This window comes from Leclercia sp. 29361 (genome assembly GCF_011290365.1).
GTDB lineage: Bacteria > Pseudomonadota > Gammaproteobacteria > Enterobacterales > Enterobacteriaceae > Enterobacter > Enterobacter tamurae.
The window spans coordinates 1,272,798-1,298,348 of sequence record NZ_CP049786.1 but is presented as its reverse complement, the minus strand read 5'-3'; the positions used below and the strand labels follow the sequence as shown (position 1 = coordinate 1,298,348).

Sequence of the window (25,551 nt, the reverse complement as noted above, 5' to 3'; positions counted from 1 at the left end):
CCATCTTTTCTCCCTCGCCCCTATGGGGAGAGGGCCGGGGTGAGGGGCTCAGACCGCACTCCCCCCAAAAATTCCACGTTGTACATCCTCCGGCAACACCACCCCACTATCCAGCACCCAGCCGCTAATCAGCGCCGCGGGCGTGACGTCGAACGCCGGGTTATAGACCTGGGCGTTTTCCGGCGCCCACTGCACCGCGCCGAAGCTCCCCGCCACGCCGGTCACCTCCCGGGCATCGCGCTGCTCAATCGGGATCGCCTCCCCGTTCGGACACGCTGGATCGAGGGTGGTTTGCGGGGCCGCCACGTAAAATGGAATGCCGTGGAATTTCGCCAGCACCGCCAGGGAATAGGTGCCGATTTTGTTCGCCACGTCGCCGTTGGCGGCAATGCGATCCGCCCCGACCCACACCGCGTCCACCTGGCCTTTAGCCATCAGGCTGGCGGCCATCGAATCGGTAATCAGCTGATACGGCACGCCCAGCTCGCCCAGCTCCCAGGCGGTTAATCTGCCACCCTGTAACAGCGGACGGGTTTCATCCACCCAGACGTTACTGACGTTGCCCTGCTGATGCGCGAGGGCTATCACCCCCAGCGCGGTGCCGACGCCCGCCGTCGCCAGCCCGCCGGTGTTGCAGTGGGTCAGCAGGCGACTGCCTGGCTTCACAAGCTGACTTCCCGCCTGCGCAATGGCATCGCAGAGCCGCTTGTCTTCATCAATCAGACGCAGCGCCTCCGCCACCAGCGCCGGGATAAAATCCTCCTGCCACAACGCCTGCTTCATGCGGTCGAGATTGTTCATCAGATTCACCGCCGTCGGACGCGAGGCGCGCAACGTTTCCAGTGCGGTTGCCAGTTGGTCCCGGCTGAGGCCGTTCTCCGCCAGCAGCGCCAGCAGCAGGCTGGCAGAGAGACCAATCAGCGGCGCACCGCGCACGCGCAGGGCGTGAATGTGCCCCACCAGCGCCTCTACCGTCGAGGCATCCAGCCAGCGTTTCTCCTGCGGAAGTGCCTGTTGATCGAGAATAAATAACTGATTGTCCGCCACTCGCAGGCTGGTCGTCTGTAATCTCTGCATGTCGTTAATTCTCTGTTGCGTTGTTGTAGCACATTGTGTCAGGATAAAATTCAGATGTATAGACGTCTAAATGTCTTTATTACCGGAACAGATGAGGAACTGGCAATGTCGCAATACCGTACCTTTACCGCTCAGGACGCCGTGGCTTACGCCCAACAGTTTGGCGGCCTCGAAGACCCTTCGTCGCTGGTGGAGGCGCAGGAGGTGGGCGACGGCAACCTCAATCTGGTGTTTAAAATTTTCGACCGCGCAGGCGTGAGCCGCATCGTGGTCAAGCAGGCCCTGCCCTACGTGCGCTGCGTGGGTGAATCCTGGCCGCTGACGCTGGATCGCGCCCGTCTCGAAGCGCAAACCCTGGTGGAACACTATCAGCACAGCCCGCAGCATACGGTGAAAATCCACCACTTCGACCCGGACCTGGCGGTGATGGTGATGGAAGATCTCTCCAGCCATAAGATCTGGCGCGGCGAGCTGATCAACAATGTGTTTTATCCCCAGGCGGCACGCCAGCTGGGGGAATACCTGGCTCATACCCTGTTCCACACCAGCGATTTTTACCTCCATCCGCATGCCAAAAAAGCGCAGGTTGCCCAGTTCATCAACCCGGAGATGTGTGAGATCACTGAGGATCTGTTCTTCAACGATCCGTACCAGATCCACGAGCGCAATAACTACCCGGCGGCGCTGGAAAACGACGTCGCCGCTCTGCGCAACGACCATCAGCTGAAGATTGCCGTCGCTTCCCTGAAGCACCGCTTCTTTTCCCAGGCCGAAGCATTGCTGCACGGCGACATCCATAGCGGCTCAATTTTTGTCGCCGACGGCAGCCTGAAAGCCATTGACGCGGAGTTCGGTTATTTCGGCCCGATCGGGTTTGATGTGGGTACGGCCATCGGCAACCTGCTGCTGAACTTCTGCGGTCTGCCGGGCCACCTTGGCATTCGCGATGCGGCAGCCGCACGTGAACAGCGTCTGATCGATATTCAGCAGCTGTGGACCACCTTCGCGGAACGTTTCCAGGCCCTGGCTACGGAGAAATCCCGCGATGCGGCACTGTGCGTGCCGGGCTATGCCAGCGAGTTTCTGAAAAAGGTATGGCATGACGCGATTGGCTTCTGCGGCACCGAACTGATCCGCCGCAGCGTGGGTTTATCCCACGTAGCGGATATCGACACCATTCGCGATGACGAGATGCGCCACGAGTGCCTGCGCCACGCCATCACTCTCGGTAGAGCGTTGATTGTGATTGCCGACCGAATCGACAGCGTGGATGAGCTGGTGGCGCGGGTGCGTCAGTATAGTTGAGTGCGGCCTGTTGCCCTCACCCCAACCCTCTCCCACAGGGAGAGGTAGAAAACCTCACTCATCCCAGATACTCAATCACCGACAACCCGCCGTTGTAATCCGTGCTGTAGATAATCCCTTCTGCATCGACAAACACATCGCAGGACTGGATCACCTGCGGACGCCCTGGCCGGGTGTCCATCATCTTTTCCGGTGTGGCAGGCACCAGTGCCCCGGTCTCCACCGGACGATACGGGTCCGAAATGTCGTACGCGCGTACGCCCGCATTCTGGTAGGTAGCAAAAATCAACGTTGAGCTGACAAAGCTCCCGGGACGGTTTTCGTGCAGGTTGTGCGGCCCGAAGTGCGCCCCTTTTGCCACGTAATCCCGCTCTTTTGGTTGCGGGAAGGTGGCGATACTGACCGGGTTCGACGGCTCGCGAATATCAAACAGCCAGATCAGCTTCTCGCCATCCTCCTGATTGTCGAGCACCGCTTCGTCCAGCACCACCAAAAGGTCGCGATCCGGCAGCGGCAGCGCGGTATGGGTGCCGCCGCCAAACGGCGGGCTCCAGTTGCGGTGGCTGATCAACTTCGGCTGGCTACGATCCTTCACATCCAGCAGCGTCAGGCCGCCGTCGCGCCAGCTGCCGTAGGCGGTATCCCCGGCGATAATCGCGTGATGCAGGGCATAGCGTTTGCCCTCCGGCCACGCCGGTTTTTCGCCTGCCGCCTGGTTCATCCCCGGCAGCCACCAGCGCCCGGCGACTTCCGGCTTGCGCGGATCCGCCAGATCGATGGTCAGAAAGATGTAATCGGTAAAGCCGTCGATCAGCGCCGAGACATAGGCCCAGCGCCCGCCCACATACCAGATGCGATGTATGCCGATACCACTCAGCGAGAGAAAACCGATCTCCCGCGGCTTATCGGGGGTGGAAATATCAAACACGCGCAGCCCGGCGCTCCAGCCTCTGTCCTGCACGTCGCTGACCGTCTCCCCCACCTGGCGGGTGTAGTAGACCTTTTCGTCAGCAAAGCGGGCATCGGCAAACAGATCCCGGGCGTTGATCACCAGCAGCAGATCGTCATGCGCCTGGAGATGCACGTTCCAGGTACCGGGCGGCGCAGGCACATAGCCTGCGGCCTTCGGGTTCTTCGGATCGCGCACGTCGACGATCGAAAAGCCCTGCGACACCATGTGGCCGATGTAAGCAAAGCCGCGATGCACCATCAGCTGCACGCCGTCCGGGCGACCGCCCTGATCGCTGTGGCCAATGAGCCGCATATTACGGCTGTATTCGGGGGTGGGTAGTTGAGAAGTCATATCGAGCCTTTTGCCGGGTGGCGGCTGCGCCTTACCCGGCCTACAACACCGTAGGCCCGGTAAGCGCAGCGCCACCGGGCATTATTTTGCCTTCGCTTCTAAAGTAGCGAACCACGGGGCGATAAAGTCTTCGGTCTGGCCCCAGCCCGGGATAATTTTTCCCAGCGACGCCACGTTCACCGCGCCCGGCTGGGCCGACAGCAGCGCCTGCGGAATAGCCGCCGCTTTAAAGTCATAGGTCGCAGGGGTCGTTTCCCCGGCAATCTTGTTAGCGATCAGACGCACGTTGGTGGCACCAATCAGCTTCGGATCTACCGCCACGCTCACCACCCACGGGCTGCCCGCCTCGCGCATCAGCTGCAGATCCTGATTGGAGATGTCGATGCTGTAGAGTTTAATCTCGGTACGACCGTTCTCTTTCAACGCTTTATACGCGCCCTGGCTGAAGGCATCCCAGGTGCCCCAGATGGCGTCGATCTTGCCTTTCGGGTATTTCGCCAGCACCGCGCCCACTTTGTTGGCGGTGTCACCCTGCACGTCGGACGACACTGCGCCGATGGACTCCAGCTCTTTGATGCCCGGGTTCTGCTTCAGCAGTTCCTGATAGGCGGTTTGACGACGCTCCATCGGCGGGAAGCCAGCCACCCACAGTTTGATGATGTTGGCCTGGCCGTTGAAATCTTTCACCAGCTGGCCGAAGGAGAGGTTGGTCAGGGAGGCATCATCCTGCTGGGTCACGGTCACGCCCGGGATCTCCCCGTTCACCGCGGTATCGAATACCGCCACCTTGATCCCGGCATCAACCGCCTTTTTCACCAGCGCGGTGGAGTACGGATCGCGCCCCTGGGAGAGGATAATGCCGTCATATTTCTGGGTGATCGCCTGGTTAACGAAATCCTGGAATTTAGCGTCGTCGCCGTTGCTTAAAAAGGTGCTGACCTTAAAGCCGAGCTTTTTCCCTTCCTGGATCGCCCCGGCCACAAACTGGGTGGTGTTGTCGTCAGAGCCGAGGTTACGGATCACTGCGATGCGGATCTGCCCGTCGTGGTTGGCGATGGCTGCCGGAACCGGCGCAGGGGTCGCCGCATAGCCCGGCAGTGAACTCAGTAATCCCAGGGTCAGCAAAGAGAGTGCAATTTTTTTCATTTTTATTCCCGTCGTGTTGTTAACGTTTTTGTACGTAGGTGATGGCCAGCGCAATCGCCAGCACCAGCCCTTTTATAATGTCCATGGCGTAATACGGCACCGAGAGCATCACCAGCCCGTTGGAGAGCACCCCGAGGATCACCGCCCCCACCAGGGTGCCCAGCGCGTTTGGTTTGCCGGAACCGGCGAGCGAAAACCCGATCCACGCCGCCGCCACCGCATCCATCAGATAGCCGCCGCCCGCATTCACCTGCGAGGAGCCAATGCGCGAGGCCAGCAGAATGCCGCCAAGGCCCGCCAGCAGAGAAGCAATCACGTAGGCCGCCACCTTGTAGCGGGTGGTGCGAATGCCGGACAGCCGCGCCGCTTCCGGGTTACCGCCAATGGCATACATGCGGCGTCCGTGAGTGGTCAACGACAGCCCCAGCTGCGCCAGCAGGGTCACCGCCAGCATGATAATCACAATAGTCGGCACCTGCCCCAGCGCGCCAAACGCCGCAGGGATGGTCCCTTCCGCCATGTCGCCGCTCGGCAGCACCATGTTTTCGGTAATCGACCCGCCGTAGCTGTAAGTCATCGCCACGCCCTGGATCACAAACAGGCTGGCCAGCGTCGCGAGCATGTCGGGAATACGCAGGATGACGATCAAAAAGGCGTTAAACAGCCCCACCAGGGTACAGAGCGCGAGGGTGATCAGAATGGATTCGGTGGTGCCAAAGCCGTGCCAGACAAACAGCGAGATCACCAGCGCATTAGCCAGCGAGGCGGTGGAGCCCACCGACAGGTCAAACCCGCCAATGGTCAGCGAGATGGAGACGCCGATGGCAATCACCGTCACGATGGCGATGGAGCGCAGAATGTTGATGATGTTGTTCGGATCGAGGAAGTTCTCTGACGCCACGCCGAAAATGGCCACCAGCGCGACCACCGTCAGCAACATGCCCCATTTGTAGAGAAAATCGAAAATTTGCTGACGGCCAGACGCCGCCGCCGTCACTGAAAGGGCCTTGCTCACGACGCCGTTCCTCCGGTTGAATAATAAAGTAATGTCTCTTCGCGGGCGGTTGCCCCTTCGAGTTCGGCCACGATGCGCCCGTCCCACAGCACGCAGATGCGGTCGCACAGGCCCACCAGCTCGGCAAATTCCCCTGAGGCATAAATCACCCCTTTGCCTTCCCGCGCCAGGCCGTCAATCAGCTGAAACAGATCGGTTTTGGCCTTCACGTCGACCCCTTTGGTGGGCTCGTCGAAGATCAGCACCTGGGCGTTGCCGCGCAGCCATTTGCCGATCGCCACCTTCTGCTGGTTGCCGCCCGACAGACGGCGCAGCACCTGCCCTGGCCCGCGGGTGCGCACGCCCACCCGGGCGATCACCTCTTCCGCCCAGCGCCACGCCTGACGATGGCCGAACAGGCTCCAGCGCGAAAAGCTGTTGTCCGCTGACACCGCCAGGTTCATGCTCACCGGCTCATCGATAAAAATGCCCTCTTTGCGCCGCTCTTCGGGCACCAGCGCCAGCCCGCGCAGAACGGAGTCCGCCGGATCGCGCGGTTTCCACGCTTTTTGATTCAGTTCACCGCGCGCCACGCGGCTTTTGCTGGCGCCAAACAGCGCTTTGCAAAGTTCGGTTTTCCCGGCACCCGCCAGCCCGGCAATGCCGAGAATTTCACCCTTGCGCAGGTGCAGGGAGATATCCTTCAGCAGCCCTTCGTCATGTAATCCCTCCACCCGCAGCAGCGTTTCGGTGCTGTGTGGCGGTCGCGCAGGCGGGTAGATATCGCTCAGCTCGTGGCCCAGCATCTTCTCGACGATCGCTTCCCCGCTGAGATCCGCCATCGGGCCGGACTCAATCAGCTTCCCGTCCCGCAGCACCGTTAAGGTGTCACAGATCGCCTTCAGCTCATGGATGCGGTGGGAGATAAACACCACCCCGATCCCCTGCTGCTGCAGGCGTCGCACCACGGCGAACAGCCGCTCGCTCTCGTGGGCGTCCAGCGGGGCGGTGGGTTCATCCAGAATTAAAAAGCGGCAGTGATGGGACAGCGCCCGGGCCAGCAAAATTTGCTGCTTTTCCGCCAGGGTGCAGCCGTCGATGGAACGCCGCACGTCAAGGGTGACGTCCAGCTGCGCCAGCGCCTGTCGGGCCTGCTCGCGCAGTTTTCCCCAGTGGAAGCGGTGTCCCGGCTGCGCCAGATGATCGAGCATGATGTTTTCTGCAATGCTCAGGCCGGGGATCAGCGCCACGTCCACCTCCTGCTGCACCAGATGGATGCCCAGCTGTTTGGCATCCACCGGCTCGCGAAGGGTGACGAGCTGGTTATTGATGCTGATTTCGCCTTCATAGCGCGCGTGCGTACCGCACAGGACCGCCATCAGGGTGGATTTCCCGGCGCCGTTCGCGCCCGTGAGCGCGTGTACCGATCCGCCCGTCAGGGTGAAATCGACGCGCGACAACGCCTGAAAGCCAGAAAAAGCCAGGCTGATGCCACGCATCTCGAGGCGACTGGTTGACATTCGCTGCGATCCCTTATCATTAATCTTTTGATTTATGGAATTTTTCACAGCCGGGACTGGCTGGCAACGAAGGAAAAAGCATAAGATAAAGCAAAATAGTATTAGCCATCTGGATGTCTAGCCATAACATCGGGTTAGCGCTTCATAAAAAGGACACCATCATGAGCAACACCGATATCCGCGTCGTACCTGGCCCGGCCAACTACTACTCCCACCGCGGAGCCCTCGCCCGCCTGGACGCCTTTTTCACCCCGGAACAGCTCTCCCGGGCGGTATGGATCTACGGTGATCGCGCCCTTGCCGGGGCGAAACCCTTCCTGCCGGAGAGCTTCCATACCGAGGGAGCCAGACATCTGCTGTTTAAAGGCCACTGCAGCGAGCACGATGTGAATCAACTGGTGCAGGAGGCGGGCGATAACCGCAGCGTGGTGATTGGCGTCGGCGGCGGCGCGCTGCTGGATACCGTCAAAGCGGTGGCCCGCCGTCTGGGCCTGCCGGTAGTTGCCATTCCCACCATCGCCGCCACCTGCGCCGCCTGGACCCCGCTGTCGGTGTGGTACAACGATGCCGGTCAGGCGCTGCACTTCGAGATTTTTGACGATGCTAACTACCTGGTGCTGGTCGAGCCGGAGATTATCCTCAATGCCCCTGCGGAGTACCTGCTGGCGGGGATCGGCGATACCCTGGCGAAATGGTATGAAGCGGTGGTGCTGGCCCCGCAGCCCGAGCAGCTGCCGCTGACGGTCAGGCTCGGCATTAACGGCGCGCTGGCGATCCGCGACGTGCTGCTGGAACAGAGCGAGCAGGCGCTGGCGGACCAGACCCGCCGCGAGGTCACCCGAGAGTTTCATGACGTGGTGGACGCCATTATCGCTGGCGGCGGCATGGTGGGCGGGCTGGGAGAACGCTACACCCGCGTGGCGGCAGCGCATGCGGTGCATAACGGCCTGACGGTGCTGCCGCAGACCGCGCAGTTCCTCCACGGCACCAAAGTGGCGTACGGCATTCTGGTGCAGAGCGCCCTGCTCGGCCAGGACGAGGTGCTGCGCGAGCTGATTGCGGCGTACCAGCGCTTTAATCTGCCGACCACCCTGCGCGCGCTGGAGGTGGACATCCACAACCGCGACGAGCTGGATCGGGTGATCGCCCATACCCTGCGCCCGGTGGAGTCGATCCACGCCCTGCCGATCGCCCTGACGCCAGCGATCCTGCGCGCCGCGTTTGAGAAAGTGGAAAACCTCAGCCACCCGGCGCATTGACGCCGGACACGCGCCTTCTATACCTAATGAGGGTTCTCATCACTCTTGAGTTGAGGTCATCATGCAGATCGATTTAACAGGTAAGAAGGCGCTGGTTACCGGTGCCAGTCGGGGTTTAGGCCGCGCCATTGCGCTCTCGCTGGCGAAGGCGGGTGCCGATGTGGTTATCACCTACGAGAAATCCGCCGATAAAGCCCAGGCCGTCGCAGATGAAATTACGTCGCTGGGGCGTCTCAGCGAGGCGATTCAGGCTGACAGCGCCAGCGCAGAGGCCATTCAGGATGCCGTCACCCATGCGGCGCGCACACTGGGTGGGCTGGATATTCTGGTGAATAACGCCGGGATTGCGCGGGGCGGCCCGCTGGAGTCCATGACCCTGGCGGATATTGACGCCCTGATTAACGTCAATATTCGCGGCGTGGTGATCGCCATCCAGGCCGCGCTGGGGCATATGTCCGACGGCGGACGGATCATCAACATCGGCAGCTGTCTGGCCAACCGCGTCGCCCAGCCGGGTATCGCGGTCTATTCGATGACTAAATCGGCGCTCAACTCCCTGACCCGCGGCCTGGCGCGCGACCTCGGCCCGCGCGGCATTACCGTCAACCTGGTCCACCCCGGCCCTACCAACAGTGATATGAACCCGGAAGATGGTGAGCAGGCCGCATCCCAGCGTCAGCTTATTGCCACCGGGCATTACGGTCAGCCGGAAGATATCGCCGCCGCGGTCACCTTCCTCGCCAGCCCCGCCGCCGGGCAGATCTCCGGCACCGGGCTGGACGTGGATGGCGGCCTGAACGCCTGACGCCTGCTCGCAAAGGTTATGCATGCCTCTGTCGCCCGGCAGAGGTATTTTCGACCCGCCTCGACGATCCGCTTCTTGCCGCTTTCTCCGCGCCAGACCCCGACCTACAGTACCTCATAAGACATTCGGAATTTATCTAATAGTCTTATTATTTCCTTATATTTTGTGTGGGCGTACAGTGGAGGTACGGATGAAGATTGTGTGGTCAAATGCGGCAAAAAAAGCGCTTTCCAGAATTGATAGTCGTTATCAAAAACGCATTGAGGCGAAATTAGCTGAGCTGAACGACCGCTCCGCCCCACCGCCTGATATTAAAAAAATGACCTTTCCAGACGATCACTATCGTTTGCGGGTAGGTGAATACCGAATCATTTTTACTGTCGGTGGGGAAAGGCGAAATGACTGTTACGTTTTATCTGTGAAGAGCAGGACAACAACAACTTATCTACATGAGGAACATGTAAATTATGACAGTCCAGTTCATAAAGGATGATGAAGGAAAAACGCAGTTTGTCGTAATCCCCTACGATGAATACTTTCGTATGTGTTTGCAGTTATCGGAAATCGACGACGAAACAGATGACGATCTGGAAGATATCGAGATCGAGCACAATATCTACGATGACGTTGAATTACCCGGTGAGGTGTGCAGCATCATGACCTGGCAGGAGGTCAGCCTGCAGGCCGCCTGGCGCATCCTGCGCGGCTTATCGCAACAGGAAGTTGCCGACAAACTGGGCATCAGCCAGTCCGCCGTGTCACAGCTGGAAGCCGTCGACTCCCGTCCGCAAAAACGCACCCGTGAAAAACTGGCGGCTATTTACGGCTGCAAGCAGGAGCAGATCAGCCTGTACCTGCCGAAAGAGGGTTAACAGCACTTCGCTCCGCCTTTGGCGCCGTAACGGGCATCCTGGCGATCGCGGAAAAACGCTTCATAGGTCATTGGCGTCTGGTCAGGATGGTTGATGCGCATATGCTCAACGTAGTTGTCGTAGTCCGGCACGCCGATCATCATTTTTGCGGCCTGGCCTAAGTACTTACCTGCTTTGGATAGGGTGTCGAACATATCGCTCATCTCACTGGAAATGTAGGCCGGGTAAGCGCAAGCGCCACCCGGCATTGTCTTTAATGGGCACTTTTCGCCTGGGTCACAATCTCTTCATAGTTGGCAGGCATCGGCTCATACGGTGTCTCTTTCGCCGTTGGCTTGTCCTGCTTCAGGGCGGCCAGCGCGGTCTTCAGAGAATACAGCGCCAGTACCACAACCACCACCATAAAGAAGATGGTCAGCCCGGCATCCAGACGGTTGTTAAACACCAGCTGTGACAGCTGCGACTCGGTGTACTGCGCCGGGATCTTGCCGCTGTCGATCATCCCCTGGAACTTATTGGCGATAGCAAGGAAGCCGACCTTCGCATCCGGGCTGAAGGCTTTCTGCCAGCCGGCGGTCAGGGTACAGATCAGCAGCCAGGCCGTTGGCACCAGGGCCACCCAGGCATAACGCTGACGTTTCATCTTGAACAGTACCACCGCGCAGAGCATCAGCGCCATACCGGCCAGCATCTGGTTAGCAATACCGAACAGCGGCCACAGGGTGTTGATGCCGCCCAGCGGATCGACCACCCCCTGATGCAGGAAGTAGCCCCACGCCAGTACGCAGAGTGCCGTCGCCAGCAGGTTGGCCGGCAGCGATTCGGTGCGTTTCAGCCCAGGAGAGATGACCCCCAGCAGATCCTGCAGCATAAAGCGTGCCGCACGGGTTCCCGCATCCACCGCCGTCAGGATAAACAGCGCTTCGAACAGGATCGCAAAGTGATACCAGAACGACACATCCATCAGGCCGCCCAGCGCGCCGTGCAGAATGTAGGCCATCCCCACCGCCAGGGTCGGAGCCCCGCCCGCACGGGAGATAATCGACTGCTCGCCCACCTCATTGGCGATATGGGTCAGGGTTTCCGGGGTAATAGCAAAGCCCCAGCCGCTCACCACCTGGGCCGCCGAGGCCACCACGTCCGCCGTACCGGCTGGAGCCAGCACTGCAATCGGGCTGTTCATCGCAAAGTAGACTCCCGGATCGATAATGCATGCCGAAACCAGGGCCATAATGGCGACGAAGGACTCCATCAGCATGCCGCCGTAGCCGATAAAGCAGGCCTGGCTTTCATTGGCCAGCATCTTCGGCGTGGTGCCGGAGGCGATCAGGGCATGGAAGCCAGAGACCGCGCCACAGGCGATGGTAATAAACAGGAACGGGAACATGTTGCCGGACCAGACCGGGCCGGTACCGTCAATAAACTTAGTCACCGCAGGCATGGTCAGGGTCGGACGCATAATCAGAATGCCGATCGCCAGGCCGACGATGGTGCCAATTTTCAGGAAGGTGGAGAGGTAATCGCGCGGAGCCAGCAGCAGCCACACCGGCAGCACCGCCGCCACAAAGCCGTAGCCCACCAGCATCCAGGTCAGCTGCACGCCGGTATAGTCAAAGTACGGAGCCCAGGTTGGGCTCTCGGCCACCCAGCCGCCGGAAATAATGGCGAAAATCAGGAAGAACAGGCCAATCACCGACACTTCGCCAATGCGCCCCGGGCGCAGATAGCGAATGTAGATCCCCATGAAGATCGCCAGTGGAATAGTAAAGGCGACGGTGTAGGTTCCCCACGGGCTGTGGGTCAGGGCTTTCACGACGATCATCGCCAGCACGGCGAGGATAATCACCATGATCATAAAGCAGGCCACCAGGGCAATCACCCCGGCGGTAGGGCCCATCTCCTCTTTCACCAGCTCGCCGAGCGAGCGCCCGTCGCGGCGGGTGGAGACGAACAGCACCATAAAGTCCTGCACCGCACCGGCCAGCACCACCCCGGCGAGGATCCAGATCATCCCCGGGAGATAGCCCATCTGCGCGGCAAGCACCGGCCCGACCAGCGGCCCGGCTCCGGCGATAGCGGCAAAGTGGTGACCAAACAGCACCTTTTTGTCGGTCGGGACGTAGTCCAGACCGTCGTTATGCCGCACCGCCGGCGTCATGCGCGTCGGGTCGAGAGAGAGCACGTTACGGGCGATAAACTTACCGTAAAAACGGTAGGCAATCAGATAGATACAGACCGCTGCGACGACTATCCACAGCGCATTGATCTGTTCACCGCGGTTGAGGGCGATATAGCCCAGCGCAAAGGCCCCCACCACGGAGAGCCCTGCCCAGATGAGGTATTTCCCTGAGTTGTTCATGATATGGTTTCCATCATCGCAGAAGTGAGATGTTACATTTTGTATCTATAACACTCGCTTAAGATTTAACAACTCAACTACACGTAAAAACAGACATCCAACCAGTCATTTACATAACATTGTTAAGCCGATCACTTTCACCCCGTCCCGCGGCTTATCCAGTTCACATTTCAGGCAATTTTTCCCCTATCTGAAATTACAGGATGATTTACATCAGTTTTTTTCTGCCCTTTCTCACCAGAATAGCCTTGCGAGACCTCACGTTAACAAGGAAAAGGATATGAAAAGTTCACCCCCTGAGGAGTACAAGGTTGGTCCCGGCGCCTATTTCGCTCTGGCGTTTGCGGCGGTATTTTTCTCCGGCCTGTTAGGCGGAAAAGAGTGGTATGGCGTGTTCGATTTCACCACCCTGAACGGTGCATTCGGCAAGGTGGTCAGTAAAGCGAGTCTACAGGATGGCACCTTAACCACCGCCACCAGCGCCTTTCGCGGCTCCGGCGGCAGCGGCGGGATGGACGGTTTTCTGTTTGCTCTGGGTCTTATTCCAGCGGTGATGTTTGCCCTCGGCATGATTAACGTGCTGGAGCATTACGGCGCGCTGCGGGCCGCACGCAAGCTTCTGACCCCGTTATTGCGACCACTATTGGGCATTCCCGGCACTACCGGGCTGGCGTTGATCGGCAGTCTGCAAAGCACCGATGTCGGCGCGTCGCTCACCCGTAACCTCGCGGACGAAGGGCAGATCAGCGAGAACGAAAAAGATGTCTTCGCCATGTTCCAGTTCTCGGCGGGCGCGATGATCACCAACTTCTTCTCATCTGGCGCGATCCTCTTCACCCTGGTGGCTATCGACGGCACGGCGGCGGTGCCAACCTCCATCGGGGCCTGCATCGCGGTGATGTTCATTATGAAAATCGTCGGCGCCAATATGATGCGCCTGATTGTCAGATTCCAGACTAAAGCCCACGTCACCACCCCGGCAGAAGGAGAAGCCTGATGAGCGCCCCGAACACCAATCCTGTTATTACCGATGTGTTTGTCGAAGGCGCCCGCAAAGGCTGGGGCATCGCCACCAGTAGCACCCTGCCGAACGTGGTGATGGCCTTTATTATCATTAAAGCGCTGGAGATCACCGGCGCATTAAAAGGGCTGGGGATGCTGTTCGCCCCGCTGATGGGCCTGTTTGGCCTGCCGGGAGAAGCCGCCGCGGTGCTGATCGGCGGCTGGATGTCGATGGGCGGCGGCATTGGCGTCGCTATCGGCCTGTTTGATAAAGGTATTCTCACCGGTGAACACCTGGCGATCCTCGCACCGGCTATCTACCTGATGGGCTCCCAGGTGCAGTACCTCGGGCGCATCCTCGGGGTGATTGGCACCCGCGCCACCCGCATTCCGCTGATGATCGCCATCTCGGTGATCAACGCCTTCTTAGCCATGCTGCTGATGCGCATTATTCTCTGAAAAAGGACCTCTCATGAATCTTGAACACTACATTGAAGAGCTGAAAACCCTGGTCAACGTTGACTGCGGAACCAAAACCCTCGACGGCGTGGCGACGGTAGCGGGCATTATGCAGCGCCTGTGGCAGGCTGAAGGCTGGCACACCGAACAGGTTGACCTGGGCGATCGTGTGGGCCCCGGCGTGTTTGTCACCAACAAACCGCAGGCGCAACAATTCGACGTGCTGCTGGTCGGCCATCTCGATACGGTATTTGCCCCTGGCACGGCGGCGGCGCGTCCGCTGAGTCAGGATGACACCCGGCTGTACGGCCCTGGCGTCTCGGACATGAAGAGCGGCCTGCTCAATATTCTGTGGGCGATGCGCGGCCTGGACGAGAGTGATAAACAGCGGCTGTCGATTGCGGTGGCGATGAACCCGGACGAAGAGACCGGCTCGGTGTACTCGCACCACTGGATCGGCGAGCTGGCAACACGTTCCCGCTGCGTGCTGGTATGCGAAGCCGCCCGTGCCGACGGGTCGCTGGTGAAGGCGCGTAAAGGGATGGCGGGCTATCAGCTGCACTTCAGCGGCGTGGCGGCCCATGCCGGTAACGACCCGGAAAAAGGCCGTTCGGCGATCGTGGCGCTGGCCCACAGCATTCTGGCGATTAACGGCTTAACCGACCAGGCACGCGGCACCACGCTGAACGTTGGGGTGATACAGGGCGGCAGCGCGGGCAACGTGGTGGCCGACAGCGCAGATGCCGAGCTGGACGTACGCTTCTGGGAGAACGATGAATACGATCGGGTGCATCAGGCGCTGGAGGCGTTATGCGCGAAAGGTTTTCTCGACGGGGTCACCACCACCCTCACCCGCGTGAACCATAAACCGGCGATGGCCGCCAGCGAAGCGACACGGGCGTTGATGGCGCAGGTTGAGAAAGCGGGACGCGAAGAAGGGGTCGCTATAACATGGCAGGCGGTCGGCGGCGGCAGTGATGCGAACCATACCGCGGCGCTCGGTATTCCGACTCTCGACGGTTTTGGCCCGATCGGGGCCGGTTTCCACAGCCCGGCAGAGTGGCTGGATAAGGTCTCGATTGAGCCGCGTATCCGGTTGTTGAAGCGGGTCGTTTCCATGTTGTAACCCCTCACCCCGCCCTCTCCCCATAGGGGCGAGGGAGAAAAGACGGCTCCGTGCAATTCCCTCTCCCCTATGGGGAGAGGGTTAGGGTGAGGGGCCCAGAGCGCACAATCTCAACCTACCCCAACACCATGGTACTCAACCGGCAGGTACAGCACCGCCGTCCCTGCTCGTCATACACCACAATCTCCCAGCTCTGGCTGGTGCGCCCGAGGTGAAGCGGCTGACATACTCCGCGCACGATACCCTGCGACACCGCCCGGTGATGGGTGGCGTTCAGCTCGGTCCCCACCACGCTCTGTCCGTCGCGCGTCATCAGAAAACCGGCCATTGACCCCAGGGTCTCCGCCAGTGCCGCCGACGCGCCGCCGTGCAATAAACCAAACGGCTGATGGGTGCGGGTATCCACCGGCATCTCGGCTTCAAGGGTGTCGTCGCCGATGCGGGTATAGAGGATCCCCAGATGCGCCACCATGGTGTTAAGGCTGGTGGCGTTCAGCTCCTCCAGGGATAAATGTCGTCTCCAGATCATCTAGGCCCCCAGGGTGGAGCCGCCATCCACCACAATATCCTGCAGAGTGATGTGGCTGGCGAGATCGGAGGCGAGGAACAGCACGGTACTGGCAATCTCCTGCGGACGGGCGATTTTGCCCAGCGGAATGCCGAGCTTGAACTGCTCGCCAAAGCCGCGAATGCGCTGCTGTTCTGCGTCGTCGCTCACCCACAGGATGCGCTGCATGTCGGTATCGGTAGAGCCCGGCGACACCAGATTACAGCGCACGCCGCTGCCCGCCAGCTCGAGGCCGACGGTCAGGGCCAGGCTTTTCAGCGCCGCTTTCGAGGCCCCGTAGGCGCTCATACCGATGCGCGGAGTGTGCGCCGCGTCGGAGGCGACGGTGACAATCGCCCCGCCCTGCTGACGACGGAACTGGCCCATCGTCTGCTGGAACAGGTTGAACGCTCCGCCGACGTTGACCGCAAAGGTCTGCTGCCAGTCCTCCTGCGAAAGCTGGTCAGTCGCCCCCATCCGCAGGATCCCGGCGGCATTCACCAGCACATCCAGACGTTCAACCGTCGCCAACAATCGTCCGCAGACATCGTTCACCTGTACCGCGTCCGCCACGTTCAGCACTTCGGTGGCAAAGGGATAGCTCGCCTGCGGGAAGGCGACGTCAAAGCCTGTCACCTTTGCGCCCGCCTCAGCAAACGCTCGCGCCGTGGCGTAACCGATGCCTTTCCCGGCTCCGGTCACCCAGACGGTTTTCCCGGTGAAATCGAACGTAGCCATTACTTCACCTCGCGGGAGAGCAGCGCCCACCAGGCATCGAGGGTCGGGTTTTTCGCCAGCATCACGAAGTCGATATCACCATGCACTTTGCGCCAGCGCGCCGCCAGGGCCATCATCCGCACCGAATCCAGACCGTAGTCGATCAGGTTTTCGTCATCCATCGGCTCGTCGGACTCATCCAGCAAAGGCAGGATCAGCTCGCGCAGCGCCGCTTTCGAAACCGGAATGGACGGCAGCAGTTCGTCGGTGGTCACCACGCGCCCGGACCGACCGGCCACATAGTTGAGCGACATCAGATGCTCGTCACGGGTGAAATCCGCCAGCGCATCGGCGACGAAGAACGGCTGAATATCGCGCATAAAGGCGTCGGTGGCAGTGGTCATGCAGCCGATGTGGGCGTACACGCCAGTGATGATCAGCTGGTCGCGGCCGCTCTCTTTGAGCATCTGCTCCAGCGGCGAGCGGTGAAAGGCGCTGTAGCGCCACTTCACCAGCACGGTGTCGGCTTCATCCGGGGTCAGCTCCGCGACAATGCGCTGCTGCTCCGGGGATCGGGTCAGGCCCGGCCCCCACATGTCGTTCAGCAGGGCGCGGTCTTCATCGCTCTGCTCTTTCGGCTGGGCGGTGTAGTAGACTGGAATGTTGTGCTGTTTACAGTAGTCGCGCAGGCGGGCGATGTTCGCCACCACCTGAGCCATCATCGGGCAGTTATCACCCCAGAAATTGAGAAAATACTCCTGCATATCGTGGATCAGCAGCGCGGCGCGCGCGGGCTCCATCGTCCAGTTCACTTTATTGGTCGGCATGTCTGCCGCGCCTGGCAGCGCGTAACCGGTTAATTTTGGAATTGCCATCTTCTGCTCCTCAGCCCTGCGCCCGTTCGGCCAGCCACAGGCGTAATTGTTTTTTATCGACTTTGCCTACCGGCGTCAGGGGCAGTGCCTCCAGGCACTCCACGCGATCCGGCAGTTTGAATTCAGCCACGCCCTGCTCACGCAGGAAGCGGCGCACCTCGACCGCGCGCAGGGGCTGTTTCACCACCAGATACGCGCAGCTCTTCTCGCCCAGCAGGCTGTCCTCCATGCTGACCAGCGCGGCGTGGATCACCGCCTCGTGGCGCAGGAGCAGGTTCTCCACCTCTTCGGCGGCAATTTTTTCCCCGCCGCGGTTGATCTGATCTTTCTCGCGCCCCTGCACGGTGATGTAGCCCTGCTCGTCAATGGCGATCAGATCCCCGGAGCAGTAAAAGCCGTTGGCATCAAAGGCGCTGGCGTTGTGTTCCGGGCTCTTGTAGTAGCCGCGGAAGGTGTAAGGCCCGCGGGTCATCAGACGCCCCACCTCGCCGTGCGGGAGCGGATTGCCGTTCTCGTCGGCTACCCACACTTCGTCATCCGCGCACATCGGACGGCCCTGGGTATTCATGATGCGTTCCGGGGCATCGTCCAGCGCAGTGTAGTTCACCAGCCCTTCGGCCATGCCAAACACCTGCTGGAGCTGGCAGCCGATCTCCGCCGGAATGCGGGCCGCCAGGGTGGCGGAGAGTCTCGCCCCGCCCACCTGCAACAGCTGCAGCGAGGCCAGTTGGGCATTGCCTGCCCCTTCCGCGATAGCCTGTAGCCACAGGCTGACCGCAGGCGGCACCAGCGAGGTGACGGTAATCTGATGCTGTTCGATCAGCGGGAAGCAGAGCGTGGCGCTCGGATCGTGGGCCAGCACCACGCAGCCCCCGGCCATAAAGATCCCCAGCGAGCCGGGGGAACTCATCGCGAAATTGTGCGCCGCCGGGAGGGCGTTCAGGTAGCGGGTTTGCGCACTAATGCCGCAGATCTCGTTACTGCGACGGATGCTGTAGTAATAGTCGTTATGCGTGCGCGGGATCAGCTTCGGCGTGCCGGTGCTGCCGCCGGAGAGCTGGAAGAACGCCACCTCATCGGCGGGGGTCGGGCTGGGGATAAAGTTCTCTGCCGGGCGGGCAATCTCTGCCTCCAGCCCTTCGCCGCGCAGCAATACCACCCGCACGGAGCGGTGCTGATCGACAAAGGTATTGATGAAGTCGTCGCCAGCAAACAGCCCATGAGCGCGGTCGGCAATCAACAGCGTGGGTTCAATCTGGCTGGCGTAGGCGTTCAGCTCGCTGCGCTGATGGCTAAAGAGGGCATTGACCGGGGCCACGCCCACCTGCAACAGCGCGAAAAAGGTGATGTAGAACTCGGCGACGTTGCCCAGCTGCACCAGGGCGGTTTCACCCCGCTGGACTCCCTGCGCCTGCAGGGCCGCCGCGAGATTATTGACGGACTGTTGGAACTGGCGATACGTGAAGCGACGCTCGCCGTCGATAATCGCCAGCGCATCGCTGTCGGCGTGGCGGGTCAGAATCTCTGTCAGGGGCAGATCCTGCCAGTAGCCTTTCTCACGGTAGCGGCGGGCGAAGTCGTCGGGCCAGCGGGTAAAGGGAATAGTCATGGTGGATCCTTAGTGCAGGCCGAAAACGTTGAGCATGGTAGTCAGTTTGACGCCGGTCTCGCGCCACTCGGCCACCGGTGAGGAGGCAGGGACAATCCCGGCGCCGGCAAACAGGCGCACGCTGTTAGCACGAAGGCGCGCGCAGCGGATGGTCACTACCCACTCGCCGTTGCCTTCGCTGTCGCACCAGCCGACGATACCGCCGAACAGTTCGCGGTCGAACGGCTCCAGCTCGGCAATCAGTTCTTTCGCCGCCTGATGCGGGAAGCCGCTCAGGGCCGGGGTCGGGTGCAGCAGGCAGGCCAGGGTCAGGGCGTTTTCATCTTCACGCGCGTCGCCTTCCACCGGGGTGGCGAGGTGCCACAGGGTCGGGGTGGTCACCAGCTGCGGAGAAGCAGGCATGGTCAGCTGATGGCTGCGCGGGGTCAGGACCGCTTTCATCGCCTGGGTGACCAGCTCATGTTCGTGACGATCTTTTGCCGAGGCCAGCAGCTTGTTGCCCGCCTCGCGATCGAGCATGTCATCCGGCTGACGCCGCGCGGAACCGGCCAGCGGCAGGGAGCTGAAATGCGCCCCCTCTTTACGCAGCAGCAGTTCGGGGCTGGCGCCGAGCAGCACCCCGCCATCCTCCAGCGGGACGTGGAAGTTAAAGCTGGCCGGGTTCTGGGCAATCAGTTTTTCCAGCAGCGCGCCGCTGTCGAGATTCTGTTCAGTGGTGATATCGATCAGGCGCGACAGCACCACCTTATTGACGCGCGGGGTGGCGGTCAGGGCGGCGGCGCGGGCCACCATCTCTTCAAAGGCTAACTGGGCCGGGATCTCGGTGCGGGATGTGACCGTCAGCGGTGAGGTCCGGGTGGCATAGCGGGCAGACTGCTGGCGCGCCGGGCGGGCAAAGCTTTGCCACTCCTGCGGAATGAACAGCGACGACGGCTGGCGGGTATCAAAGGGGATCGCCCCCACCATCACCGGGTTAGCAATCCCGGCGGCTTTGGCGTCGGCAAAGGCCTGCGCCAGCTGCTGCTGAAACGCGCTGGCCGGATCGTCGCCGCCGACGGCTGGGGTGGAAAATCGGGCAAAACAGCCAGACGTGGTAAAGCTGCGATAAGGCGACATAAAGAAGAAGCTCTCTTTTTGCAGCGTGGTCGCGGTGTGCTGAACGTCCTCAGCCAGTGACGTATCCATATCATCCTCCTGAAATGATAAAAGCAGTAAGAATTATTATCATTTATATTTTCGCTGGCTAACCTAATCCCAGAGCGCGATGGTGTCAACCGTCGACGGCGCAACTTGTGCGACTATCGCTTGCATCCCGGCGGTTCATTTATGAAAATGAGAAGCATTAACTTCAACGAAAACAGGATGCCCCTTAGTGAAACTGCCCGCTGTTTGTCGTAACGCCCTGCTTTTAACGGGACTTTTAATTTCAGGATTAACCTCAGCGCTGGCCGCCGACTGGCCGCGTCAGGTCACGGACAGTCACGGAACCCACACGCTGGACAGCAAACCGACGCGGATTGTCTCCACCAGCGTGACCCTCACCGGCTCGCTGCTGGCGATTGATGCCCCGGTCATCGCCAGCGGGGCGACCACGCCAAACAACCGGGTGGCGGACGATCAGGGCTTTTTACGCCAGTGGGGCGAGGTGGCTAAACAGCGCAAGCTCGCACGCCTGTACATCGGTGAGCCGAGTGCCGAAGCCGTTGCCGCCCAGATGCCGGATCTGATCCTGGTCAGCGCCACTGGCGGGGATTCTGCCGTGGCGCTATACGATCAGCTGTCGGCCATCGCCCCGACGCTGGTGATTAACTACGACGACAAAAGCTGGCAGGCGCTGCTGACTCAACTGGGCACCATTACCGGACAGGAGAAGCAGGCCGCCGCGCGGATTGCGGAGTTTGATACCCAGCTCACCCGGGTGAAACAGCAGCTGAAGCAGCCCCCGCAGCCGGTGAACGCCATTGTCTATACCGCCGCGGCCCACAGCGCCAACCTCTGGACCGCCGAATCGGCGCAGGGCAAACTGCTGCAACAGCTGGGCTTCACGCTTGCCACCCCGCCCGCCGGGCTGAACGCCTCCCAGAGCCAGGGCAAGCGCCACGACATTGTGCAGTTAGGGGGTGAGAACCTGGCGACCGGCCTGAACGGCGAAGGGCTGTTCCTGTTTGCCGGGGATCAGAAGGATGTGAATGCGATCTACGCCAACCCGCTGCTGGCCCATCTGCCAGCGGTGCAAAACAAACGCGTCTGGGCGCTGGGTACCGAGACTTTCCGCCTGGATTACTTCAGCGCGATGCGGGTGTTAGGGCGTTTAGAGGAATTATTTAAATAAAGGGCTCTGACCCCGTAGGCCCGGCAAGCGAAGCGCCGCCGGGCGCTTTTGCCGGGAGGCGGCTACGCCTTACCCGGCCTACAAAACCCAACCATTATACTTCTTCAATAACTGTCGGCTCCTGCCGGAACCGGCGTAACTCCGCCAGGGCCACCAGCAGTATCGCCCCTACCATCGCCAGTACAAACCCGCTGCTGCTGGCCGAGGCCGCCGGGGTCATAATCACCCCCAGCCCGCCGAGAATGGCGGCGCCTATGGCATCACCCGTCACGTTCTGCGCCGTCCACAAACCGTTGATGCGGCCAAGCATCGCTTCCGGAGTCTGGGTCTGGATCAAGGTATATTGCAGCAGCGAACTGACCGCGCTCAGCCAGCCAAACAGCGCCAGACAGATCACGCCCAGCGCCCAGACCGGCATCAGGCTGAAGAAACCAATCGCAATAAACGAGGCCAGGGTCGCCACCAGCATAATCAGACCCGGACGGGCACTCTGCGCCAGGTTACCGCTGGTGAGCGCGCCAAAAGCCGCCCCCAGCGGGATCGCCGCATACAGCAGGCCAATCTGCGACACGCTCATCTGCCACTCCATCGCCAGTGCCGGATAGAGCACCCGCACCGCGCTGGCCATCGTCAGCAGGCCGCCCAGCAGGGCGATGCCGCCAATCAGCGGATTACTGAACAGAAAACGGATCGCCGCCATCAGCGATTTCAGCGGATGTTCACGCGGCTGCGGCGGTGGCGGCAGCAGCGGCAGACGCAGCAGGGTTAAGGTGGTGATAAAGGTCCCCGCCGCCGCCAGGCCATAGTTCCAGGCCACATTCCCGGTGCCGAGCAGCAGGCCGCCGACCATCGGCGAGATCACCGAGCCCAGACGCACGGTCAGCATGGTGATCGCCCCCGCCTGCATCAGGTTTTCACGCCCTACCAGCGCCGGTGTCGCTGCCAGCAGCGCCGTCACCCCTATTGATGCAAAAAAACCGTCCCACAGGCCCAGGACATAGATAGCAATCAACGACGGCTCCGGCAGCATCGCATTCAGACATAACCCGACAAATCCCACCCCACAGGTACCGCGCGCCAGCAAAATCAGCTTCTTACGCTCGTAGCGATCCGCCAGCACCCCGCCGACCATCAGCCCGATAAACATCGCCCCGCCGGTCAGGGTGACAGCCAGCCCCACCAGCCAGCTGGAGTGGGTCATCATCTGGATTTGCACCGGTACGGCCACGCCGAGCAGGCCAAGGGATAAAATGGAGATAAAACGGGCAATAAAAACAGCACGAAACGCCGGATGGGTCTTCAGCAGACTCAGATTGAGCAGCCAGGATTGTCGGGTCATTACAAAGCCTTAATGGTTTCTTTTGTACCAATTCCATGGCCGCACATGCTAACATAGCTAAATAAGATAGATAACGATAATTACTATCATTATCAAATCATGGACGTTGCTATGTCGTACTCCTCTTCCGCGTCACGCGCCCTTGCCGTGCCCGGTTTACTGCTGCTACTCACGTTTGCCGTCGCCCTCAGCCTGTCGGTGGGTGCGAAACCGCTGCCGTTTTCCGTAGTGGTGGATGCCCTCACCGCCACCTGTCAAAGCGCCGACTGCACTATCGTGCGGGATGCCCGACTTCCGCGCACCCTCGCCGGACTGCTGGCCGGGGCCGCCCTCGGTCTCGCCGGGGCGCTGATGCAAACCCTGACCCGCAATCCGCTCGCCGACCCGGGCATTCTCGGCGTTAACGCCGGGGCCAGCTTCGCCATCGTGCTGGGCGCAGCGCTGTTTGGTTTCTCCTCCCCCGGCGAACAGCTGGTGATGGCCCTGTGCGGGGCCTTTGCCGCCTCATTACTGGTGGCCTTTACCGGCAGCCAGGGCGGAGGCCAGCTCAGCCCGGTACGCCTGACCCTGGCGGGCGTGGCGCTGGGCGCGGTGCTGGATGGTCTCTCCAACGGCATCGCCCTGCTCAACCCGGACGTCTACGATCAGCTGCGCTTCTGGCAGGCGGGCTCGCTGGATATCCGCACCCTGCAAACCTTACAGGTGGTGAGCGTGCCGGTGCTGATCGCCGCCGCCGTGGCGCTGCTGTTAAGCCGGGCGCTCAACAGCCTGAGCCTCGGCAGCGACACCGCCACCGCCCTCGGCAGTCGCGTGGCGCGTACCCAGTTGCTGGGATTACTGACCATCACTGTTCTGTGCGGCAGCGCCACGGCGGTGGTGGGCCCCATCGCCTTTATCGGCCTGATGATGCCGCACATGGCACGCTGGCTGGTGGGAGCCGATCACCGCTGGTCCCTGCCGGTCACCCTGCTTGCCACCCCTGCCCTGCTGCTGTTTGCCGATATTATCGGGCGCCTGCTGGTGCCCGGCGAGCTGCGGGTATCGGTGGTCAGCGCCTTTATTGGCGCGCCGGTGCTGATTTTTCTGGTGCGCCGCAAGCGCGGAGGTGGACTGTGATGGCCCCGTCCCGTCGTCTAGTTATCAGCTGCCTGATGCTGATATTGGTCAGCCTCGGCGTGGCCCTGTTTAGCCTGCGCAGCGGGGCGGTGACGCTTGATTTCAACCAGGTCTTTAATGCCCTCACCGGCAGCGCACCGCGCAATATCACCATGGTGGTCACCGAGTGGCGCTTACCAAGGGTGATGATGGCCCTGCTGGTGGGCACTGCTCTTGGGATCAGCGGCGCGATTTTCCAGTCGCTGATGCGCAACCCGCTGGGCAGTCCGGACGTGATGGGCTTTAACACCGGGGCCTGGAGCGGCGTGCTGGTGGCGATGGTGCTGTTTGGTCAACACCTGACGGCCATTACCCTGGCGGCCATGGCGGGCGGGATCCTCACCTCGCTGATCGTCTGGGGGCTGGCGTGGCGTGACGGGATCGAAACCTTCCGCCTGATCATCATTGGCATCGGCATGCGCGCCATGCTGATGGCCTTTAACACCTGGCTGCTGCTGCAGGCCTCGCTGGAGACCTCGCTCTCTGCCGGGCTGTGGTTCGCCGGGTCGCTCAACGGCCTGACGTGGGCCAAAACCCTGCCCGCCGCCCCGCTGATCCTGCTGATGTTTGTCTGCGCCTTGCTGCTGGTGAAGCGCATGCGTCTGCTGGAGATGGGCGACGACAGCGCCTGCGCGCTGGGAGTCAGCGTTGAGCGCTCGCGTCTGCTGCTGATGCTGGTCGCCGTCGTCTTAACCGCCGCGGCGACTGCCATTGCCGGGCCGATCTCCTTTATTGCGCTGGTGGCACCGCACATCGCCCGTCGCCTGAGCGGCACCGCCCGCTGGGGGTTAACCCAGTCGGCGCTGTGCGGATCGCTGCTGCTGCTGGCCGCCGATCTCTGCGCCCAGCAGCTGTTTATGCCGTATCAACTTCCGGTGGGGGTCGTGACCGTCAGTCTTGGCGGCATCTACCTCATCGTCTTGCTTGTTCAGGAGTCCCGCAAGAAATGAGTGCCAATCAAACCCGCTTGCGCGGCGAAAATCTGACCCTCGGTTACGGTAAGAAAATCGTGGCCGAGGATCTGCAGGTGGCGATCCCCGACGGCCACTTCACCGCCATTATCGGCCCTAACGGCTGCGGCAAGTCGACGCTGCTGCGCACCCTCAGCCGCCTGATGACCCCGCTGCACGGCAACGTGTTTCTGGATGGCGAGCAGATCCAGCGCTACGCCAGCAAAGAGGTGGCACGCCGGGTCGGACTGCTGGCGCAAAACGCCACCACGCCGGGAGATATCACGGTGCAGGAGCTGGTGGCACGCGGGCGCTATCCGCACCAGCCGCTGTTCACCCGCTGGCGGAAAGAGGATGAAGCGGCGGTAACGAAAGCGATGCAGGCCACCGGGATTACCGATCTGGCGGCGCAGAGCGTGGACACCCTCTCCGGCGGGCAGCGCCAGCGGGCGTGGATTGCGATGGTGCTGGCTCAGGAGACGTCGATTATGCTGCTGGATGAGCCGACCACCTGGCTGGACATCAGCCATCAGATCGATCTCCTGGAGCTGCTGAGCGACCTGAACCGCACCCAGGGCTTTACCCTGGCGGCGGTGCTGCACGACCTGAACCAGGCCTGTCGCTATGCCACCCATTTAATTGCCCTGCGCGAGGGTAAGATTGTGGCCGAGGGCGCGCCGAAAGAGATTGTCACCCCGGCGTTGATCGAGCGGATCTACGGGATGCGCTGCATGATTATTGACGATCCGGTAGCGGGCACGCCGCTGGTGGTGCCGCTGGGGAAACGTGCGGTCTGAGCC

General features: G+C 61.2%; 25 protein-coding genes. 12 read left to right on the top strand and 13 right to left on the bottom strand.

What is annotated here, in order from left to right:
- Positions 1-48 precede the first annotated feature (48 nt).
- The gene (mtnA, locus tag G7090_RS06070; RefSeq protein WP_166181837.1) at positions 49-1,077 is read right to left on the bottom strand and encodes an S-methyl-5-thioribose-1-phosphate isomerase; all 1,029 of its coding nucleotides are present in this window, start codon (positions 1,075-1,077) and stop codon (positions 49-51) included.
- A 105-nt stretch (positions 1,078-1,182) separates the two neighbouring features.
- Here mtnA and mtnK point away from each other — a divergent pair, with 105 nt between their 5' ends.
- A complete protein-coding gene (gene mtnK / locus G7090_RS06065) occupies positions 1,183-2,382 on the top strand; it encodes an S-methyl-5-thioribose kinase (RefSeq protein WP_106992301.1) in 1,200 nt (399 codons plus the stop codon).
- A 58-nt stretch (positions 2,383-2,440) separates the two neighbouring features.
- On the opposite strand, the gene G7090_RS06060 is transcribed toward mtnK, so the two are convergent.
- The 4 genes from G7090_RS06060 to G7090_RS06045 all read right to left on the bottom strand — a co-directional run bounded on the left by G7090_RS06060 (position 2,441) and on the right by G7090_RS06045 (position 7,345).
- A complete protein-coding gene (locus tag G7090_RS06060; protein ID WP_166181836.1) occupies positions 2,441-3,685 on the bottom strand; it encodes an LVIVD repeat-containing protein in 1,245 nt (414 codons plus the stop codon).
- 81 nt (positions 3,686-3,766) lie between these two features.
- Positions 3,767-4,831, bottom strand: a complete 1,065-nt coding sequence (locus G7090_RS06055) for a sugar ABC transporter substrate-binding protein (RefSeq protein ID WP_166181835.1) — start codon at positions 4,829-4,831, stop codon at positions 3,767-3,769.
- A gap of 19 nt (positions 4,832-4,850) precedes the next feature.
- Positions 4,851-5,846 (bottom strand): ABC transporter permease, encoded by a 996-nt coding sequence (locus G7090_RS06050; protein ID WP_032616998.1) that lies wholly within the window; start codon positions 5,844-5,846, stop codon positions 4,851-4,853.
- Positions 5,843-7,345, bottom strand: coding sequence for a sugar ABC transporter ATP-binding protein (locus G7090_RS06045; RefSeq protein ID WP_166181834.1), 1,503 nt, complete (start codon positions 7,343-7,345; stop codon positions 5,843-5,845). The genes G7090_RS06050 and G7090_RS06045 overlap by 4 nt, the downstream gene beginning before the upstream one ends.
- A gap of 161 nt (positions 7,346-7,506) precedes the next feature.
- On the opposite strand from G7090_RS06045, the gene G7090_RS06040 reads away from it, so the two are divergent.
- The 4 genes from G7090_RS06040 to G7090_RS06025 all read left to right on the top strand — a co-directional run bounded on the left by G7090_RS06040 (position 7,507) and on the right by G7090_RS06025 (position 10,281).
- Positions 7,507-8,604 carry an oxidoreductase gene (locus tag G7090_RS06040; RefSeq protein ID WP_166181833.1) on the top strand — a complete coding sequence of 366 codons (1,098 nt, stop codon included), beginning with the start codon at positions 7,507-7,509 and terminating at the stop codon, positions 8,602-8,604.
- A gap of 61 nt (positions 8,605-8,665) precedes the next feature.
- Positions 8,666-9,409, top strand: a complete 744-nt coding sequence (locus tag G7090_RS06035; RefSeq protein WP_166181832.1) for an SDR family NAD(P)-dependent oxidoreductase — start codon at positions 8,666-8,668, stop codon at positions 9,407-9,409.
- A gap of 190 nt (positions 9,410-9,599) precedes the next feature.
- The gene (locus G7090_RS06030) at positions 9,600-9,902 is read left to right on the top strand and encodes a type II toxin-antitoxin system RelE/ParE family toxin (RefSeq protein ID WP_166181831.1); all 303 of its coding nucleotides are present in this window, start codon (positions 9,600-9,602) and stop codon (positions 9,900-9,902) included.
- On the top strand, positions 9,877-10,281 hold the full coding sequence (locus G7090_RS06025) for a helix-turn-helix domain-containing protein (RefSeq protein ID WP_106992294.1): 405 nt from the start codon (positions 9,877-9,879) through the stop codon (positions 10,279-10,281). Before G7090_RS06030 ends, G7090_RS06025 begins: the two co-directional genes overlap by 26 nt.
- On the opposite strand, the gene G7090_RS06020 is transcribed toward G7090_RS06025, so the two are convergent.
- Both G7090_RS06020 and cstA read right to left on the bottom strand, forming a co-directional pair.
- Complete coding sequence (locus tag G7090_RS06020; protein WP_106992801.1) at positions 10,278-10,475, bottom strand: YbdD/YjiX family protein; 198 nt, start codon at positions 10,473-10,475, stop codon at positions 10,278-10,280. The two genes, G7090_RS06025 and G7090_RS06020, sit on opposite strands and share 4 nt — an antisense overlap.
- 59 nt (positions 10,476-10,534) lie before the next feature.
- Positions 10,535-12,640 carry a pyruvate/proton symporter CstA gene (gene cstA, locus G7090_RS06015; RefSeq protein WP_106992293.1) on the bottom strand — a complete coding sequence of 702 codons (2,106 nt, stop codon included), beginning with the start codon at positions 12,638-12,640 and terminating at the stop codon, positions 10,535-10,537.
- Between the two features lie 280 nt (positions 12,641-12,920).
- Between cstA and G7090_RS06010 the strand changes: the two genes are divergently transcribed.
- Genes G7090_RS06010 through G7090_RS06000 form a run of 3 tightly spaced genes read left to right on the top strand, consistent with a single transcriptional unit; the run spans position 12,921 to position 15,227 of the window.
- Entirely contained in the window at positions 12,921-13,637 is a 717-nt protein-coding gene (locus G7090_RS06010) for a nucleoside recognition domain-containing protein (RefSeq protein WP_166181830.1), read from the top strand.
- The gene (locus G7090_RS06005; RefSeq protein ID WP_106992291.1) at positions 13,637-14,101 is read left to right on the top strand and encodes a YjiG family protein; all 465 of its coding nucleotides are present in this window, start codon (positions 13,637-13,639) and stop codon (positions 14,099-14,101) included. The genes G7090_RS06010 and G7090_RS06005 overlap by 1 nt, the downstream gene beginning before the upstream one ends.
- Before the next feature lie 13 nt (positions 14,102-14,114).
- Positions 14,115-15,227, top strand: a complete 1,113-nt coding sequence (locus tag G7090_RS06000) for a M20 family metallopeptidase (RefSeq protein WP_166181829.1) — start codon at positions 14,115-14,117, stop codon at positions 15,225-15,227.
- A 115-nt stretch (positions 15,228-15,342) separates the two neighbouring features.
- Here the strand turns inward: G7090_RS06000 and entH are convergent, their stop codons facing one another.
- The 5 genes from entH to entC are packed head-to-tail and all read right to left on the bottom strand — an operon-like array spanning position 15,343 to position 20,160.
- Positions 15,343-15,756: a proofreading thioesterase EntH gene (gene entH / locus G7090_RS05995; protein WP_166181828.1), complete on the bottom strand. Its 414-nt coding sequence runs from the start codon at positions 15,754-15,756 to the stop codon at positions 15,343-15,345.
- Positions 15,757-16,512: a 2,3-dihydro-2,3-dihydroxybenzoate dehydrogenase EntA gene (entA, locus tag G7090_RS05990; RefSeq protein WP_166181827.1), complete on the bottom strand. Its 756-nt coding sequence runs from the start codon at positions 16,510-16,512 to the stop codon at positions 15,757-15,759.
- On the bottom strand, positions 16,512-17,366 hold the full coding sequence (locus G7090_RS05985) for an isochorismatase (RefSeq protein ID WP_166181826.1): 855 nt from the start codon (positions 17,364-17,366) through the stop codon (positions 16,512-16,514). The genes entA and G7090_RS05985 overlap by 1 nt, the downstream gene beginning before the upstream one ends.
- 10 nt (positions 17,367-17,376) lie before the next feature.
- Complete coding sequence (entE, locus tag G7090_RS05980) at positions 17,377-18,975, bottom strand: (2,3-dihydroxybenzoyl)adenylate synthase EntE (protein ID WP_166181825.1); 1,599 nt, start codon at positions 18,973-18,975, stop codon at positions 17,377-17,379.
- A 9-nt stretch (positions 18,976-18,984) separates the two neighbouring features.
- Positions 18,985-20,160, bottom strand: coding sequence for an isochorismate synthase EntC (gene entC / locus G7090_RS05975; RefSeq protein WP_166181824.1), 1,176 nt, complete (start codon positions 20,158-20,160; stop codon positions 18,985-18,987).
- Positions 20,161-20,347: 187 nt separating this feature from the next.
- On the opposite strand from entC, the gene fepB reads away from it, so the two are divergent.
- A complete protein-coding gene (fepB, locus tag G7090_RS05970; RefSeq protein ID WP_166181823.1) occupies positions 20,348-21,307 on the top strand; it encodes a Fe2+-enterobactin ABC transporter substrate-binding protein in 960 nt (319 codons plus the stop codon).
- 94 nt (positions 21,308-21,401) lie between these two features.
- Here the strand turns inward: fepB and entS are convergent, their stop codons facing one another.
- The gene (gene entS / locus G7090_RS05965) at positions 21,402-22,646 is read right to left on the bottom strand and encodes an enterobactin transporter EntS (protein WP_166181822.1); all 1,245 of its coding nucleotides are present in this window, start codon (positions 22,644-22,646) and stop codon (positions 21,402-21,404) included.
- A 111-nt stretch (positions 22,647-22,757) separates the two neighbouring features.
- On the opposite strand from entS, the gene fepD reads away from it, so the two are divergent.
- Genes fepD through fepC form a run of 3 tightly spaced genes read left to right on the top strand, consistent with a single transcriptional unit; the run spans position 22,758 to position 25,548 of the window.
- Positions 22,758-23,762 carry a Fe(3+)-siderophore ABC transporter permease gene (gene fepD / locus G7090_RS05960; protein ID WP_166181821.1) on the top strand — a complete coding sequence of 335 codons (1,005 nt, stop codon included), beginning with the start codon at positions 22,758-22,760 and terminating at the stop codon, positions 23,760-23,762.
- Positions 23,762-24,751, top strand: coding sequence for an iron-enterobactin ABC transporter permease (gene fepG, locus G7090_RS05955; protein WP_166181820.1), 990 nt, complete (start codon positions 23,762-23,764; stop codon positions 24,749-24,751). Before fepD ends, fepG begins: the two co-directional genes overlap by 1 nt.
- Positions 24,748-25,548, top strand: a complete 801-nt coding sequence (fepC, locus tag G7090_RS05950) for an iron-enterobactin ABC transporter ATP-binding protein (RefSeq protein WP_166181819.1) — start codon at positions 24,748-24,750, stop codon at positions 25,546-25,548. Before fepG ends, fepC begins: the two co-directional genes overlap by 4 nt.
- Positions 25,549-25,551: the final 3 nt, after the last annotated feature.

What these genes read in the sequence shown, in the direction of transcription:
- G7090_RS06040 (WP_166181833.1), top strand. Translation starts at nt 7,507, where the DNA reads ATGAGCAACACCGATATCCGCGTCGTACCTGGCCCGGCCAACTACTAC.
- fepD (WP_166181821.1), top strand. Translation starts at nt 22,758, where the DNA reads ATGTCGTACTCCTCTTCCGCGTCACGCGCCCTTGCCGTGCCCGGTTTA.
- G7090_RS06060 (WP_166181836.1), bottom strand. Translation starts at nt 3,685, where the DNA reads ATGACTTCTCAACTACCCACCCCCGAATACAGCCGTAATATGCGGCTC.
- G7090_RS06035 (WP_166181832.1), top strand. Translation starts at nt 8,666, where the DNA reads ATGCAGATCGATTTAACAGGTAAGAAGGCGCTGGTTACCGGTGCCAGT.
- fepG (WP_166181820.1), top strand. Translation starts at nt 23,762, where the DNA reads ATGGCCCCGTCCCGTCGTCTAGTTATCAGCTGCCTGATGCTGATATTG.
- G7090_RS06055 (WP_166181835.1), bottom strand. Translation starts at nt 4,831, where the DNA reads ATGAAAAAAATTGCACTCTCTTTGCTGACCCTGGGATTACTGAGTTCA.
- mtnA (WP_166181837.1), bottom strand. Translation starts at nt 1,077, where the DNA reads ATGCAGAGATTACAGACGACCAGCCTGCGAGTGGCGGACAATCAGTTA.
- entE (WP_166181825.1), bottom strand. Translation starts at nt 18,975, where the DNA reads ATGACTATTCCCTTTACCCGCTGGCCCGACGACTTCGCCCGCCGCTAC.
- entC (WP_166181824.1), bottom strand. Translation starts at nt 20,160, where the DNA reads ATGGATACGTCACTGGCTGAGGACGTTCAGCACACCGCGACCACGCTG.
- entS (WP_166181822.1), bottom strand. Translation starts at nt 22,646, where the DNA reads ATGACCCGACAATCCTGGCTGCTCAATCTGAGTCTGCTGAAGACCCAT.
- G7090_RS05985 (WP_166181826.1), bottom strand. Translation starts at nt 17,366, where the DNA reads ATGGCAATTCCAAAATTAACCGGTTACGCGCTGCCAGGCGCGGCAGAC.
- mtnK (WP_106992301.1), top strand. Translation starts at nt 1,183, where the DNA reads ATGTCGCAATACCGTACCTTTACCGCTCAGGACGCCGTGGCTTACGCC.
- entH (WP_166181828.1), bottom strand. Translation starts at nt 15,756, where the DNA reads ATGATCTGGAGACGACATTTATCCCTGGAGGAGCTGAACGCCACCAGC.
- G7090_RS06010 (WP_166181830.1), top strand. Translation starts at nt 12,921, where the DNA reads ATGAAAAGTTCACCCCCTGAGGAGTACAAGGTTGGTCCCGGCGCCTAT.
- G7090_RS06000 (WP_166181829.1), top strand. Translation starts at nt 14,115, where the DNA reads ATGAATCTTGAACACTACATTGAAGAGCTGAAAACCCTGGTCAACGTT.
- G7090_RS06045 (WP_166181834.1), bottom strand. Translation starts at nt 7,345, where the DNA reads ATGTCAACCAGTCGCCTCGAGATGCGTGGCATCAGCCTGGCTTTTTCT.
- G7090_RS06025 (WP_106992294.1), top strand. Translation starts at nt 9,877, where the DNA reads ATGACAGTCCAGTTCATAAAGGATGATGAAGGAAAAACGCAGTTTGTC.
- entA (WP_166181827.1), bottom strand. Translation starts at nt 16,512, where the DNA reads ATGGCTACGTTCGATTTCACCGGGAAAACCGTCTGGGTGACCGGAGCC.
- G7090_RS06005 (WP_106992291.1), top strand. Translation starts at nt 13,637, where the DNA reads ATGAGCGCCCCGAACACCAATCCTGTTATTACCGATGTGTTTGTCGAA.
- G7090_RS06020 (WP_106992801.1), bottom strand. Translation starts at nt 10,475, where the DNA reads ATGTTCGACACCCTATCCAAAGCAGGTAAGTACTTAGGCCAGGCCGCA.
- cstA (WP_106992293.1), bottom strand. Translation starts at nt 12,640, where the DNA reads ATGAACAACTCAGGGAAATACCTCATCTGGGCAGGGCTCTCCGTGGTG.
- fepC (WP_166181819.1), top strand. Translation starts at nt 24,748, where the DNA reads ATGAGTGCCAATCAAACCCGCTTGCGCGGCGAAAATCTGACCCTCGGT.
- G7090_RS06030 (WP_166181831.1), top strand. Translation starts at nt 9,600, where the DNA reads ATGAAGATTGTGTGGTCAAATGCGGCAAAAAAAGCGCTTTCCAGAATT.